Source organism: Streptomyces sp. 2-1, assembly GCF_048564895.1.
GTDB lineage: Bacteria > Actinomycetota > Actinomycetes > Streptomycetales > Streptomycetaceae > Streptomyces > Streptomyces phaeochromogenes.
Window position 1 is genome coordinate 6,903,840 of the sequence record NZ_CP183383.1, and the last position, 12,884, is coordinate 6,916,723.

The window sequence follows — 12,884 nt, forward strand, 5'->3', positions numbered from 1 at the left end:
GCGGGGGCGCTATTTCGCGGACTTCTTGGCGGGGTCGGGCAGTGCGTTCGTCATCCCCGGCAGGAAGTCCGTGAACAGCCCGTGGACCTCCCGGACCAGGGGCCGCAGCACCCGGAAGCGCGCCAGCGAGACGCCGAGCGAGGTGAGCCGGGCACCTCGTTCGGCGAGCCGGTAACTGCGCTCGCGGCCCTCCGTGCGGTCGAAGACCCAGTACAGGACGAGACCCATCTGGGAGAGCCACAGCAACTCGGGGAGCACCTCCCGCAGTTCCTCCGGGATCTTCGCCTTGGAGCCCGTCAGCACCTCGCGGCAGACCGCGATGGCCTCCACGCGCGCGTGCTCCGACTCGGCGGAGAACGGGCTGAGCGGGCTGTCCGGATCGGCCGCGTTCTTGAAGAACTGCACCGCGAACTCGTGGTACGGCGTCGCCACGTCCAGCCACGCCTTCAGCACCCCGGCGATCCGCGCCTCCAGGTCCTTCTCCTGGTCCAGGACCTCGCGGACCGCCACCCTGTGCTCGGCGGCGAGCCGGTCGTAGAACCCCTGGATCAGGTGCTCCTTGCCGGCGAAGTAGTAGTACGCGTTGCCTACGGAGACCCCTGCCTCCTTGGCGATGGCCCGCATCGTCGTCTTCTCGTAGCCCCGCTCCTGGAACAGGCGCATCGCCGTCTCCAGGATCAGGGCCCGGGTCTGCTCGCTCTTGGCGGGCGTACGGGACGGCCGGGCGGGGCCCTCCGGCTCCGCGGGGCCGTCCGACTCCGCGGGGCCGTCCGGACGACTGGCACTGTCTTTCGCTGCTGGCACGGGACAGAGCCTAACGAGGCGCGCAGGTGTCGCTGTCGCAGGCGGGTGCGTTGTAGGTCCACCCCGTGGCCGGGGAGTACTGCCATCCGTCGGCCCCGTAGTACGCGCCTCCGCCCCACGCGCCGTGCCTGCGTGCCCACTGGCCCTCGCGCCACTTGGCGGCGGCGAGGACCGCGCCGCGCGCGAGCCGTGCCCCGGCCGGGGTGCTGAACCGGTGGGCCGTCGGGCGGTGCTCGGCGAGCGCCCACAGGGTGACGATCCAGGCGGCGGTGCCCCGGTAGACCTGGCCCGAGTCGCCGATCACGGTGATCTCGTCGAGCGTCGCCGCGTGGTCGAGCCCCGGGAAGCGCCGCATGGCGGCCTCCGAGCCGGCGGGCACCAGCTCCAGGGGCACCAACTGGCGCTGCCGTACGAGCCAGTCGCGCAGGAAGCCGCAGAGCGAGCACTGCGCGTCGTACAGGACGGTGAGCCCGCGGACCGGGACGCGCGCGGCGTCCCGGTCCGGGGTGGCGGCGGTGGCCATCGCGGTCACGCCCCGACCGCCGGCGCGACCCAGTCCTGCGGCGGCACGGGCGGCTGCTGCTCGCGCTCCATGATGCCCCGGCGCCGGATCTTGTTGAGCACGTAGACGTTGCCCAGGTGCATGGCGCCGAGCACCAGAAGCACCACGCCGATCTTCGTCGACAGGGCCTCGAACACCCCGCGGGCGTCGGCGATCTCCTCGTCCTGGCTCAGATAGAGGGCCACGAAGCCCAGGTTCACCAGGTAGAAGCCCACCACCAGCAGGTGGTTGACGGCGTCCGCGAGCTTCTCGTTCCCGTGCAGCACATCCGCCAGAAAGATCCGCCCGTTCTGGCTGAGCGTCCGCGCCACCCAGATGGTCAGCGCCACGCTGACCAGCAGATAGATGACATACGCGACGACCGTGAGGTCCATGTCCCCACCCCTTCTCGACTTCTTGAACGCGTTCAAAACGCGCTGTCGAAGAAGAATGTAGACCTGTTTTTGAACGTGTTCAAGTCAGTTGCGGGGCGTGCGTGTGTGACGTGCGGCTCAGGCCGCGAGGGGGTGAGGGGGAGCCTGGGGGGCCCTGGAGGGTTGGGGTGCGCTCGGTCGGTGCTGGGGGCCGGGGCTCAGCCGATGCGCGCCAGCTCCGGCCGCTTGCCGTAGTCCGTGAAGCCGATGACGTTGCCCCAGGGGTCGGCGATCTCGACGGTCCAGCCGGTGGCCACCGGGAAGGGCTCGTCCAGGGGCTGGATCCCGGCCGCGGTCAGTGCCCGTGCCGTCACCCGCGCGTCCCGCACCTCCAGCCACACGCGGCACGCCGGCCAGGACGGCCCCCGCTGCCCGAGCTCCTCGTCCACGCGCAGCAGCACGCCCGGAGTCTCGTTCCCGACCTTCAGCAGGGCGATCCCCGCCTCGTCCAGGCGGAAGGCCACCGGAAACCCGGCCCGCCCGTAGAAGCCCAGCGCCTCGTCGAGGTTCCCGACGGGCAGCAGCACGTTGTCGAAACCGAGCAGTTCGTACGACTCGTCATCTGACATACCGTCAGAATAGGTCGCCGTCCGCTCAGGGCGAGGGAACCGGCTGCGGCGTCGCGCGCGTGGCGAGCAGCCGCAGCGCCTTCTCCGTCGAGGAGCCGGGCTCCGCCGTGAACGTGACCAGGGTCTGGCCGGGATCCGAGGGCAGCGGCAGCGACTCGTAGTGCAGCCACAGCTCGCCCGCGACCGGGTGGGTGATGTGCTTCACGCCGTAGCACAGGCCCCGTACGTGCTGCTGGTCCCAGCAGCGGCGGAACTGCGCGCTGTGCTCCAGCAGGTCGGCGATCAGCGCGGCGAGGGCAGGGTTGTCGGGGTGCCGGCCCACGTCGGCGCGGAGCGTCGCGGCCATGTACTCGCCTCCCGCCTCCCACTCCGGATACAGCGACCTGGACTGCTCCTCGTCCAGGAAGTACAGCCGGGCCAGATTCCGCTCCCGCGGCTCCAGCGCGGCGAAGTCGTAGGAGACCTGCCCGCCGAGCGTGTTCCAGGCCAGGACGTCCATGGCCACGCTGCACACGTACGCGGGTACGTCGTCCATGGCGTCGATCAGCAGCCGGATGCCCTGCCGGACCTGCTGCGATCCCGTCGTCCCTGCCGTCCCCGTCGTCGGCGTCCGGCGTCCCGGGAGGGTGAGGTCCCGCAGATAGGCGTACTCGGAATCGGTCAGCCGCAGCGCGCGGGCGACGGCGTCCAGGACGGAGTCCGAGATGTTGGGCGTACGGCCCTGCTCGATGCGCGTGTAGTAGTCCACGCTGATCCCCGCCAGCTGGGCGGCCTCCTCGCGCCGCAGGCCGGGCACGCGTCTGCGGTTGACCCCCGCCGGAAGCCCCAGCTCGGCCGGGTCGAGAGCGGCCCGGCGGGCCTTGAGGAACGCGCTGATGTCGGGTTCGGGACGCGTGACCATGCTCCGAGTATCGCCCAGCGCGATCCGTGGGCGTGGCCGTGGCCGATGCCGTCCGCCGGATCCGTGACCGCTTCCTGGTACTGCCAGACCCAGGCTGGACCGGGCCTGGTCCGGATGTGCGGCGGGAGGGAGGGTCGAAAGGTATCCACACAGTCACGTGAAGCAAGCCCACAGCCATGTGAAGCCCACGCCACGTGAAGCCTTTGGAGGCTGGACAACTCATGCAGCGCAGGATTCTGGGCGGCACCGGCATCTCGGTCAGCGAGTACGCGCTCGGCGCGATGATGTTCGGGGAGATCGGCAACCCCGACCACGACGATTCCGTACGGATCATCCACGCGGCCCTGGAAGCGGGCATCAACTTCGTGGACACCGCCGACATCTACAGCACCGGCGAGTCCGAGGAGATCGTCGGCAAGGCCCTCAAGGGGCGCCGCGAGGAGGTCGTCCTCGCCACCAAGTTCCGGCTGCCCATGGGCGACGAGCCCAACCTGGCCGGAGGCTCGCGCCGCTACATCATGCGCGCGGTCGAGGACAGCCTGCGGCGCCTGGACACCGACTACATCGACCTCTACCAGATGCACCGCCCCGACCCGCTCACGGACATCGACGAGACCCTGTCCGCCCTGTCCGACCTCGTACGGTCCGGAAAGGTACGGGTCGTGGGCTCCTCCTCCTTCCCGGCCGACCAGATCGTGGAGGCCCAGTGGACGGCCGAGCGGCGCGGCCACGTCCGGTTCCGTACCGAGCAGCCGCCCTACTCGATCCTGGCCCGCGGGGCGGAGGGCAGCATCCTTCCGGCCGCTCAGCGCTACGGCATGGGCACGCTGACCTGGGGTCCGCTCAGCGCCGGCTGGCTCTCCGGCCGTGACCTCGCGGCCAGCGGGCGGGCCAAGCTGGAGGGCTTCAAGTTCGACCCGGCCCTGCCCGGCAACGCGGCCAAGCTCGCCGCGGTCGCGGACCTCAAGAAGGTCGCCGCCGACGCCGGTCTCCCGCTCCCGCACCTGGCCCTGGCCTTCGTACGCGCCCACCCGGGCGTCACCTCGGCCATCATCGGCCCGCGCACGATGGACCAGCTGACCGACCTGCTGGCTGGTGCCGACGTCACCCTCGACGACGCGACTCTGGACCGCATCGACGAGATCGTCCCGCCCGGCACGGACCTGAACCGGGCCGACAACTACTTCGTCGAGCAGCCCGCGTTGACGGACCCGTCGCTGCGTCGCCGCAGGTAGCGCGGACGGTACGGCCCACAGCGGACGGTACGGCCCGCGGTTCGGCGGGGCCCTGAAACCGGGGCCCCGCCGTCGGCCTTTCCCCCGCGGTGACTGATTGTCAGTGGCGCCTCGTACTGTCGACGGCATGGGAATGGTGACGTTCGTCGACGAGACGACAAGCGGGGACCGCGGTGCGGGCTGGGGGCTGGAGATCGCCGAGGAGCGGCTCGCGCTGCGCGAGTTGATCCGGCGGCGGGTCTTCCAGGAGGTGGCCGAGTTCAACGCGCGTACGCCGGAGGTGTTCCAGGGGCTGGTGCAGCCCAAGGACACCGAGCGCGTGCTGAACGGGTACGCGTTGCGGACGCCCCGGCGGATAGACCCCGAGGTCCAGACCGAGCTGGCGCTCAAGGCCTTCGCGGGGAACGGGTTCCTGGTGCTGGTGGGGGACCGGCAGTTCACCGACCTCGACGAGGAGATCGAGCTGAAGCTCGGCACCGAGGTCACATTCCTGAAGCTCGTGGCGCTGGTGGGTGGCTGATGGCGTCGATGCGATCGCACACGCAGAAGATCCGCAACCAGATCGCCGCGGGGAACATGGGCAAGCTCGCCGACGAGGTACTGAAGGCCGCTGTCGCCAACCACGGCTTCTGGGGTGACGAATGGTGCGAGCTCTTCGACACCCTGCGCGACCTGCCCGTGGAGGAGCGTCGCCGGCTCGCCCACGCGTTCATCGAGTGCTTCGGCTCGCTCGGCACGGAGTCGGAGACCCGGCAGAAGGTGCTGACGCTGCTCGGCATCATCGCCCATGACCTGCCCGAGGACTTCTTTCTTCCCACCGAGCGGCTGGCGGAGCTCCAGTCGCTCGGTGCGCGGCACTCCTACTGGCACGCCACGCGCCTCGACCTCCTGGCGGAGGCGGAGCTCGCGACCGGCCGACAGCTCGCGCCCGCCGTCGTGGCCGTCTTCCGTCGTACGGCCCTGGTCGCCTACCGCTCGGAGCACCTCGTGGAGTTGGTCAAGAAGCTCACCACCCCTGTCCTCAACGTCGGCGAGGCGTGGGCCGATCACGCCATGGAGCAGCTCACCGGCTCGGACGACGACCCCTGGCAGGCCCTGCTCGTCCACGCCCTCTCGGCCACCGCCTCCAAGCCCAGCGCCAAGTGGGACAAGCAGGCCCAGGCCCTCATCGACACCATCGGAGCGGACCGGGTAAGGGAGACCACGCTGTCGTGGCTCGCTCTCGTCGGCCGCCCGCGCACCATCCCGCTGGAACGCCAGACGTACGAGCCGGACATCAACAACGCCTACGACCCCTACAACGCCAACGCCCTGCGCGGACTCGCCTGGCTGCTCTCCCTCCTCCCGCCGCACCCCGACACCGCCCGGGCACTGGGCGCGCTCGTCGAGACCTCCCTCAAGAAGGTCGCCGGAATGGGCCCGCGCAACCCGAAGGTCGCCAACGCGGGCGTCATCGCGCTCTCCCGCGTCGACAGCGAGGCCGCCCTCGCCGAACTCGCCCGCCTGGCCACGCGGGTGACGTACAAGAACACGGCGAAGCTGCTCGACGTGGCGTTGGAGGCGCGCGCCACCGCTCTCGGCCTGAGCCGGGAGGAGATCGAGGAGCTCGCCGTCCCGGCGTACGGACTCACCGAAGTGGGGCGTGCCCGGCACCAGTTCGGGGACGTCACCGCCCTCATCGAGGTCCACGGCACCAAGTCCGTGCTCGGCTGGCGCAACGCGGCGGGCAAGGAGGTCAAGAGTGTGCCCGCCGCGGTGAAGCGGGACCACGCCGAGGAGCTCAAGGAGCTCAAGGCCGCCGCCAAGGACATCGACAAGATGCTCTCGGCGCAGGCGGAGCGGCTGGACCGCCAGTTCCTGGCCCGGCGCACGTGGGCGTACGACGCCTGGCGCGAGCGCTACGTCGACCACCCGCTGGTCGGCACCCTCGCCCGACGCCTCCTGTGGACGGTCGACGGCAGGCCGGTCGGGTTCACCGACGGCGAGCTGCGCACGCTCACCGACGACCCGGTGACCACGGGATCGGAGGTCCAGCTCTGGCACCCCGTGGACCGCGAACCGGCCGAGATCGTCGCCTGGCGCGACTGGCTGGAGCGGCACGAGATCACCCAGCCGTTCAAGCAGGCCCACCGCGAGGTGTACCTGCTCACCGACGCCGAGCGCGCCACGGGCACGTACTCGAACCGTTTCGCGGCACACGTGCTGCGGCAGCACCAGTTCAACTCGCTGGCCGCGATCAGGGGTTGGCGCAACAAGCTCCGGCTCTGCGTCGACGACTCGGCCCCGCCGGCCAGTCGGGAGCTGCCCCAGTGGGGCCTGCGCGCCGAGTACTGGATCGAGGGCGACGGTGAGGAGTACGGCGAAGACACCACGGAGTCCGGCAGCTACCTGCGGCTGCGCACCGACCAGGTCCGCTTCTACCCGATCGACGCCCCGGAGAACTCGGCGCACTGCTACGGCGGCGAGTACAGCATGTGGCTGCGGGACGGACAGGACCCGGTCGAGCCCCTGCCCCTCACCGAGATCCCGCCCCTCGCCCTCTCCGAAATCCTGCGCGACGTCGACCTGTTCGTGGGCGTGGCGAGCGTCGGCAACGACCCGACCTGGCAGGACGGCGGCCCCGGCGGTCGCTTCCAGGAGTACTGGTCGGGATACAGCTTCGGCGAGCTGAACCAGAGCGCCGAGACCCGCCGGGCCCTCCTCGACCGCCTGATCCCCCGGCTCGCGATAGCCGACCGCTGCACCCTGGAGGGCCGCTTCCTCCACGTGAAGGGCGAGCGCCACACGTACAAGATCCACCTCGGCTCGGGCAACATCCTGATGACCCCGAACGACCAGTACCTGTGCATAGTCCCGAAGTCCGCGCCGACGTCTCCCCAGACCGGCTACTTGCCGTACGAGGGAGACCGAACCCTCGCCGTCATCCTCAGCAAGGCGATGATGCTGGCCAAGGACACGGAGATCACGGACCCGACGATCCTCAGCCAGCTGTAGCCGGTACCGGGACGTCGAACGCCGCCCCCGCTATCCGCAGGACGTACGGCAGTTCCGGGGACCGGTCCGTCGGGTTGAGGGCGTAGACGAGAAGGCGGCGGAGGTCCCGGGTGGCGAAGGCGCCGCTCGTGTAACCCGGGACGTGCCCGCTCTTGCCCCAGACGACCGTGCCGTCGGGGAACTCGGTGCGCTGGAGCCCGCCGTAGCTGAACTGCGTGTCACCGGACGCCGCGGCGGGCATCCGGAAGAGGTCCTTCTGCTGGGCCGGCGGGAGGAGACGGCCGCGGTACAGGGCCGTGAAGAAGCGTGCCAGGTCAGGGGCGTTGGAGATCATGCCACCCTCCGCCCAGCCGTACGGGTTCTGGACGCTGACGTCCGTGAGCTCGCCGGAACTCCCCGGCACAGCCACCAGACCGCGGGTGTAGGGCGCCGGGATGGACCAGTCGTCCAGGGCAGGCACGTACGTGTCGCGCAGACGGAGGGGGGTGAGGATGCGGGCGCGGACCTCGGAGCCGTACGTACGGCCCGTCACCTGCTCGATGATCAGGCCCGCGATGAAGTAGTTGATGCCGTTGTATCGCGTGGCCTTGCCCGGCTCCGTCGGCTCGCCGCAGGCCAGCGAGGCGTCCACGGCCTCACGCGGTGACATGTCCTCCGTGGCGCAGGTCATGATCTGCAGACCGCTGGTGTGGCTGAGCAACTGGCCTACGGTGACGGGGAAGTAGCCGGCCGGCAGAAGGCCAGGCATCAACTCCTGCACCGTGTCGTCGAGGGTCAGCCGTCCCTCGGCGGCCAGTTGGAGCAGCACGGTCGACGTGAAGATCTTCGTGACACTGCCGATCCTGAAGTGCGCGTCGGCCGTTGGCACGGACGGCCCGGCCGTACCCGTCCAGCGGCCATCCGTACCGGACATCCGGATCAGCCCACCCGTCACATTCTCATCGGGCAGCCCGGCGAGGGCCGCCCGCAGAGCCTCCTTGTCGAGCCCTCGACCACTCTTGCCGGGCCCCTGGTCACCGCGGGCCACACCGTGCCCGGGGCCCGCGGCCACCGCCGGCACGGTCCCGGCCACCAGCACGGCCGCCACTGCTCCGGCGCTCGCTGCCGTCCTCCAACGCCTCTTGCGCCCACGTAAGTTCGCCATGCCCACCAGCCTCGCCCCACACATCCCTCCCTTCCATCGGGAAGATCCCGGACCCGACCCTGACCTCACCCTGAGCCTGTTCCTGCTCGAGTTCGAGGCCTCCGCGATGGTCCAGTGGGCTCAGTCGGGGCGGTGGGGTATTGCGAGCAGCACGGCCGCCGCGCCTGAGATTGCGACGGCCGTTCTCCGGAGAGTCGTCATCCGATGGCGATGCGAGTCTTCCAGTAGCTTGCGGGGGCGATGATCTCTGTGCCGGATCCTGAGAGGACGACTTTCCCGCCTGCGTAGAAACGGACCGAGCCGTCGGAGCGTACGGTCCAAATGCCGGGGATGGAGTCTCCGTCGGCGTCCGGTTCCGATCAGAAGCGGGATACTGGTGCTGGACCAGCCGACCGCGCCGAAGGTCACGGACGCGGCGGGCAACGCCGGGACGTACGCATACGACGCCCGTGGCCGAGTGAGCGCATGGCGGCTAACTATTGCGTCGATAATTTCAACAATTGCGTTGTCGATGCGAGGGCGTATGGCCGAGGGAATTTGATCGAGGGTTTCGTCGCGGAATTGGTAACCGGTGGAAAGGCCGCGACGCGGGGTGTCAAGGGAGTAGCCGGCACCTGCAGGTGTTTCCTTGCCGGAACGAATATCCTAATGGCTGGTGCTGGAGGGCTCTCCGCGTATCAGGACGTGGCCGGTAGATTCATGCTCGGGGGCCTCGGCGGGGATTTAGTGTAGGGCGAAGGGACCCTGTTCCAAGTGGATCGCGAAACCGGACACTTCGGTATGCTCGACAGTCGGGCAAGTATTCAGGCGTTCTTCCTGCCTGGCGGGAATTTGGATGACTGCATGCGGGATCAGCAGGCAAAGTATGGAGGGTCCTTCATCGAGTGACTGGAAGCTGGGTGTGCTGTGCCCGCAAAGAAGGAGGGGGAGCTTTGGGTGTCGGAGCTGGTTTTCTCGAAGCGTACGAACGTGTGCAGATGAATGCAGGTCTAGGTGAAGGCGCTTCCGCCGTGCGGGACTTGGCGTCATGGAAGGGGTTTGTGGCTGCGTGCGCGGAAGGTTATGACGATGTACTCCACGAGTACTTCCATGACCTGCGTGTGCGTGACGCCATCGAGCGCGGGCTGGTGGCGGAATCGCTTATGGGTGTGGAAGGGTTTGGTGATTTCTGCCGCGCCGTGCGCGCCATCGATGAAATATTTCGTGAGATCGCTACTGTGCCTATCTCGCTGGCTGATCCCAGCGCTTTTTCCTGGTGGCATCATGTGGTGCCAGGAAGGGGTGGTGAAGACTTCGCGGATGACCTTCGGCACCACTTCGGTGTCACGATCCACATCATCGAGGGATAGCGGTATGTGTCTGATCGACGCCCTCGAGGTAGACGGTTGCGTCGAGGTGGAACTCGACGCAACCGCACTTCGCGGCGGCGGCCGGTACGGAGGTCCCCCAGGCGGTCCAGTTGCCGGTGGGACCGAGATCCGAGCCGACGCTGCAGAAGAGGCCGCACGCCGGAACAGGGGAAACCCGTCCTGGGCTGGAACGTTCGACCCATACTTGTGGCTCTTCGAGAAGACTTGGGGGAAGGGCGGGACTGGTGCGACGATTGTTGACGGTCGGGTTCATGCCGAGCGCACTGTTCGTCACCTGCGTATGGGTGTTGGCCCGTGCCGGAAGCTACGACGGCCGCAGCGACTGGGGACCAGCCCTCCCCTCGTCGCCCGGGGACTGGACCGGCACCCTCTTCGGGATCTCGGCCTGCGGCTCTCTGCTCGCCCTGCTGCTGCATCCGTTCCAGGTCAGGGCGGTGCGGGTGCTGGAGGGATACTGGGATCGATGGCCCGCCACCGCAGGTCTCGCGGGCGTTCTCGCGGAGATGCAGCGCCGCCGTCATCTCGCTCTCCGGGCCAAGGCCTCCCGGCCCGGCCCGGTTGCCGCCGACGCCCGTCGTCGCCTCGCGGCGCGCCCGCCGGCGGAAGCACTGCTGCCGACCGCTCTCGGCAACGCCCTGCGCGCGGGGGAGTTGAGCGCGGGCGAACGATACGGCCTGACGACGCTGTCCTCTTGGCCCCGCATCTACATGCAGGTCTCCGACCGGATGGCGCAGGCCTTGCGCTCGACGCGGGACGCCTTGGACACCGCCGTCAACCTCTGCTGGAGCCTCCTCGCGTCAGCCGTGGCCCTGGGCGTCGGACTGTCCGACGAGCCGGGTGCGCGCTGGCTCTGTGTCCCGGTGCTCGTACTCGCGGCCGTCGCGTACAAGGGTGCTGTGATCGCGGCTCAGGCGTACTCCGGGCTGATGCACGTCGTCTTCGACCTGCACCGCTTCGATCTGCTGGACGCGCTGCACCACCGCCTGCCGACGGAGAGAGAAGAGGAGCAGGAGGTCTTCGAACAGGTCTCGCAGCTGTTCGCGGGGCGGGAAGTGCCGGACCTGCCGTACGAGCACGGCACGCGGTGCGCCTCATACGCGGACGATGCTGACGGCACCGCAGAGTCCTAGGACATGCACGGTCAACCCGCCCTTTCCGAGCGGAGGTTGCAGCTCGGAGGTGCTGACCCGGGTGAGCGCCGCGCCCGTCCTGTGTATCCGCACCGGACACGCCCGCGGAACCGTCAGCCGTACATGCCCAGCCACCGCTGTGACATGGACAGTCACCCTCTCGGCAGCCACGCCCGTCAAGTCCGCCCGCAACTCCCCGAGTACCGCCCGCACTGTCAACAACGCTCCTGCGTCGGCGGGCACTATGACCCGCCCGGTCGACAGGACCCTGGACCACCGCGTCGTACGGTCGTCCCGTCCTGCGGACAGCAAGATCGCGACCCCGATCGCGGCGAGTCCGGCCGGCACGACCACGTTCTGTACGGTCTCCCCGCTCAGTCCCGTCGCCAGCCCGGCCAGCGCCACTGCTCCGAGCACAAGCGGCCCGATCAGCGCGTCCGTCGCCACAGCCGACCGCAGGACATTGAGGGCCGCGAGCCCGAGCAGGGCCCACGGCCACCAGGCCGAGGCGACTTCGACGGCGTTACGGGCGCGGTCGGCGGTGTCCCCGACCGTGTAGCAGCCGGCGGCGAGGGCCGCGACTCCGACCCATGTCCGCGCCCGGGGCGCACGCCCACCGCGCTCGCCACCGTCCGCCATGCCCGCTCGCCGTCTCCTGGGTCCTGCGGGCCAGGTGATGGCCAGCGGCGACATGCTAACCAGGGCTGTCTACGGCGCGGATCGGAGGGGGATCAGAAACCAGGGACTCCTGGAGCGCGAGTCTGAGGCCGGGGCGGCAGCGGTGGAAGTTCCGGGAGGTCCGGGAATACTGTGCGCACTTGTTCGTACCAGGCCCGGGCTTCGGTCGATGTGGCGCAATGGATGAGGACGCCTGGGTGCACGCCCTTGGCCGGGCACCTCTCCGGATGCGCGACCGCCACGTTGGACTCCGCGAGGTGCCTTTCGAGTGGGGTCTTGTCACCAGCGGCAGCCTCGGTGCACAGCTCATCGAGCGCGTTGAGCGACCCCTCAGGCAACGTGCCGATCTCGTTAAGGCATCCCGGGCATCGGGCTATGCCCCCAGGGGGCAGAGGCAGCCCTGGGAGGACGACGTCATGCAGCATCCGGCTTCTCCCTACGATCGGTCTACGGATTCCTTGTACATACGACGGATCCACACCGTTTCCGCGATGGTGCAGACGGCCACCAGTCCTGCCGCGATCCACCGCCACAGCACCTGCTTCCCGTCACTGGGAGGAGCGAGCGACGCGGCGATGCCCAGGCCGAGCAGCACAGTTCCCGAGTTGTAGCTGTGCACCGAGTAGAGCGCGAACCTCCGGTACCGGGCGCGCGCCCTTTTGTAGATGGGGAGCAGTTGTTCTCGTAACTCGGCGTCTCCGCTCATGCCGTGCCACATGTCGGAGCGGTCGACCCAGGACTGCTCCAGCTCCTGGTAGGTGAACAGGAACTGTCGGGCGTAATAGCTGAGTTGAATGCTCCCGAGCAGAGTCAGGGCGGTGGTCACGAGCAGCAGGAGCGTGGGGCCGGGCCAGAGGAACTGTTCGTCCGCCCCGGCGACGACTCCCGCGAGGGAGAGCGCGGCGGCGGTCAGCAGCGGCGCGGCGATGAAATGAGCCTCCTTGATGGCTGTGTCGTAGCCCAGGCGCTCGTCGTCGAAGCTCATGCCCGTCTCCCCGCCCCCGAGTAGTCGCACCGATTCGGAGTGTGATGGCGGAACGGGGCATTCAGTAGACCAGGGGGCGCCCCAGAGCAAAGGACCCCC

13 protein-coding genes are annotated in these 12,884 nt (G+C 69.1%); 5 read left to right on the forward strand and 8 right to left on the reverse strand.

Translation table 11 applies throughout. From position 1 onward, the window contains the following. Window positions 1-9: 9 nt before the first annotated feature. The 5 genes from ACN20J_RS30500 to ACN20J_RS30520 form a co-directional block, all read right to left on the reverse strand. Window positions 10-804, reverse strand: a complete 795-nt coding sequence (locus tag ACN20J_RS30500; protein ID WP_189837260.1) for a TetR/AcrR family transcriptional regulator — start codon at window positions 802-804, stop codon at window positions 10-12. 10 nt (window positions 805-814) lie between these two features. Beyond that, entirely contained in the window at window positions 815-1,327 is a 513-nt protein-coding gene (locus tag ACN20J_RS30505) for a thiol-disulfide oxidoreductase DCC family protein (protein WP_189838403.1), read from the reverse strand. Between the two features lie 5 nt (window positions 1,328-1,332). Further along, the gene (locus ACN20J_RS30510) at window positions 1,333-1,740 is read right to left on the reverse strand and encodes a hypothetical protein (RefSeq protein WP_189837261.1); all 408 of its coding nucleotides are present in this window, start codon (window positions 1,738-1,740) and stop codon (window positions 1,333-1,335) included. A gap of 197 nt (window positions 1,741-1,937) precedes the next feature. Then, window positions 1,938-2,348 (reverse strand): VOC family protein, encoded by a 411-nt coding sequence (locus ACN20J_RS30515; protein WP_189837262.1) that lies wholly within the window; start codon window positions 2,346-2,348, stop codon window positions 1,938-1,940. Window positions 2,349-2,373: 25 nt separating this feature from the next. Then, window positions 2,374-3,249, reverse strand: coding sequence for a helix-turn-helix transcriptional regulator (locus ACN20J_RS30520; RefSeq protein WP_419667265.1), 876 nt, complete (start codon window positions 3,247-3,249; stop codon window positions 2,374-2,376). A gap of 221 nt (window positions 3,250-3,470) precedes the next feature. Between ACN20J_RS30520 and ACN20J_RS30525 the strand changes: the two genes are divergently transcribed. The 3 genes from ACN20J_RS30525 to ACN20J_RS30535 all read left to right on the forward strand — a co-directional run bounded on the left by ACN20J_RS30525 (window position 3,471) and on the right by ACN20J_RS30535 (window position 7,478). Next, window positions 3,471-4,484, forward strand: coding sequence for an aldo/keto reductase (locus ACN20J_RS30525; RefSeq protein WP_189837264.1), 1,014 nt, complete (start codon window positions 3,471-3,473; stop codon window positions 4,482-4,484). A 127-nt stretch (window positions 4,485-4,611) separates the two neighbouring features. Then, window positions 4,612-5,004 carry a hypothetical protein gene (locus ACN20J_RS30530; protein ID WP_266759415.1) on the forward strand — a complete coding sequence of 131 codons (393 nt, stop codon included), beginning with the start codon at window positions 4,612-4,614 and terminating at the stop codon, window positions 5,002-5,004. 8 nt (window positions 5,005-5,012) lie between these two features. Then, the gene (locus ACN20J_RS30535; protein ID WP_419668991.1) at window positions 5,013-7,478 is read left to right on the forward strand and encodes a DUF4132 domain-containing protein; all 2,466 of its coding nucleotides are present in this window, start codon (window positions 5,013-5,015) and stop codon (window positions 7,476-7,478) included. Here ACN20J_RS30535 and ACN20J_RS30540 read toward each other — a convergent pair. Next, window positions 7,465-8,622: a serine hydrolase domain-containing protein gene (locus ACN20J_RS30540; RefSeq protein ID WP_419667266.1), complete on the reverse strand. Its 1,158-nt coding sequence runs from the start codon at window positions 8,620-8,622 to the stop codon at window positions 7,465-7,467. The two genes, ACN20J_RS30535 and ACN20J_RS30540, sit on opposite strands and share 14 nt — an antisense overlap. Before the next feature lie 932 nt (window positions 8,623-9,554). Between ACN20J_RS30540 and ACN20J_RS30545 the strand changes: the two genes are divergently transcribed. Both ACN20J_RS30545 and ACN20J_RS30550 read left to right on the forward strand, forming a co-directional pair. Then, window positions 9,555-9,971, forward strand: a complete 417-nt coding sequence (locus tag ACN20J_RS30545; protein WP_190229585.1) for a hypothetical protein — start codon at window positions 9,555-9,557, stop codon at window positions 9,969-9,971. A gap of 272 nt (window positions 9,972-10,243) precedes the next feature. Continuing rightward, entirely contained in the window at window positions 10,244-11,122 is an 879-nt protein-coding gene (locus tag ACN20J_RS30550) for a hypothetical protein (protein WP_246575241.1), read from the forward strand. On the opposite strand, the gene ACN20J_RS30555 is transcribed toward ACN20J_RS30550, so the two are convergent. Then, entirely contained in the window at window positions 11,084-11,761 is a 678-nt protein-coding gene (locus ACN20J_RS30555) for a hypothetical protein (protein WP_190229587.1), read from the reverse strand. The genes ACN20J_RS30550 and ACN20J_RS30555 overlap by 39 nt on opposite strands. Window positions 11,762-12,236: 475 nt before the next feature. Beyond that, window positions 12,237-12,785 carry a hypothetical protein gene (locus ACN20J_RS30560; RefSeq protein WP_190229588.1) on the reverse strand — a complete coding sequence of 183 codons (549 nt, stop codon included), beginning with the start codon at window positions 12,783-12,785 and terminating at the stop codon, window positions 12,237-12,239. Window positions 12,786-12,884 lie beyond the last annotated feature (99 nt).

Excerpts from the sequence above, each read along its gene's own strand:
- ACN20J_RS30505 (WP_189838403.1), bottom strand. The coding sequence starts at position 1,327 with ATGGCCACCGCCGCCACCCCGGACCGGGACGCCGCGCGCGTCCCGGTC.
- ACN20J_RS30510 (WP_189837261.1), bottom strand. The coding sequence starts at position 1,740 with ATGGACCTCACGGTCGTCGCGTATGTCATCTATCTGCTGGTCAGCGTG.
- ACN20J_RS30515 (WP_189837262.1), bottom strand. The coding sequence starts at position 2,348 with ATGTCAGATGACGAGTCGTACGAACTGCTCGGTTTCGACAACGTGCTG.
- ACN20J_RS30520 (WP_419667265.1), bottom strand. The coding sequence starts at position 3,249 with ATGGTCACGCGTCCCGAACCCGACATCAGCGCGTTCCTCAAGGCCCGC.
- ACN20J_RS30525 (WP_189837264.1), top strand. The coding sequence starts at position 3,471 with ATGCAGCGCAGGATTCTGGGCGGCACCGGCATCTCGGTCAGCGAGTAC.
- ACN20J_RS30530 (WP_266759415.1), top strand. The coding sequence starts at position 4,612 with ATGGGAATGGTGACGTTCGTCGACGAGACGACAAGCGGGGACCGCGGT.
- ACN20J_RS30535 (WP_419668991.1), top strand. The coding sequence starts at position 5,013 with ATGCGATCGCACACGCAGAAGATCCGCAACCAGATCGCCGCGGGGAAC.
- ACN20J_RS30540 (WP_419667266.1), bottom strand. The coding sequence starts at position 8,622 with ATGGCGAACTTACGTGGGCGCAAGAGGCGTTGGAGGACGGCAGCGAGC.
- ACN20J_RS30550 (WP_246575241.1), top strand. The coding sequence starts at position 10,244 with ATGCCGAGCGCACTGTTCGTCACCTGCGTATGGGTGTTGGCCCGTGCC.
- ACN20J_RS30555 (WP_190229587.1), bottom strand. The coding sequence starts at position 11,761 with ATGGCGGACGGTGGCGAGCGCGGTGGGCGTGCGCCCCGGGCGCGGACA.
- ACN20J_RS30560 (WP_190229588.1), bottom strand. The coding sequence starts at position 12,785 with ATGAGCTTCGACGACGAGCGCCTGGGCTACGACACAGCCATCAAGGAG.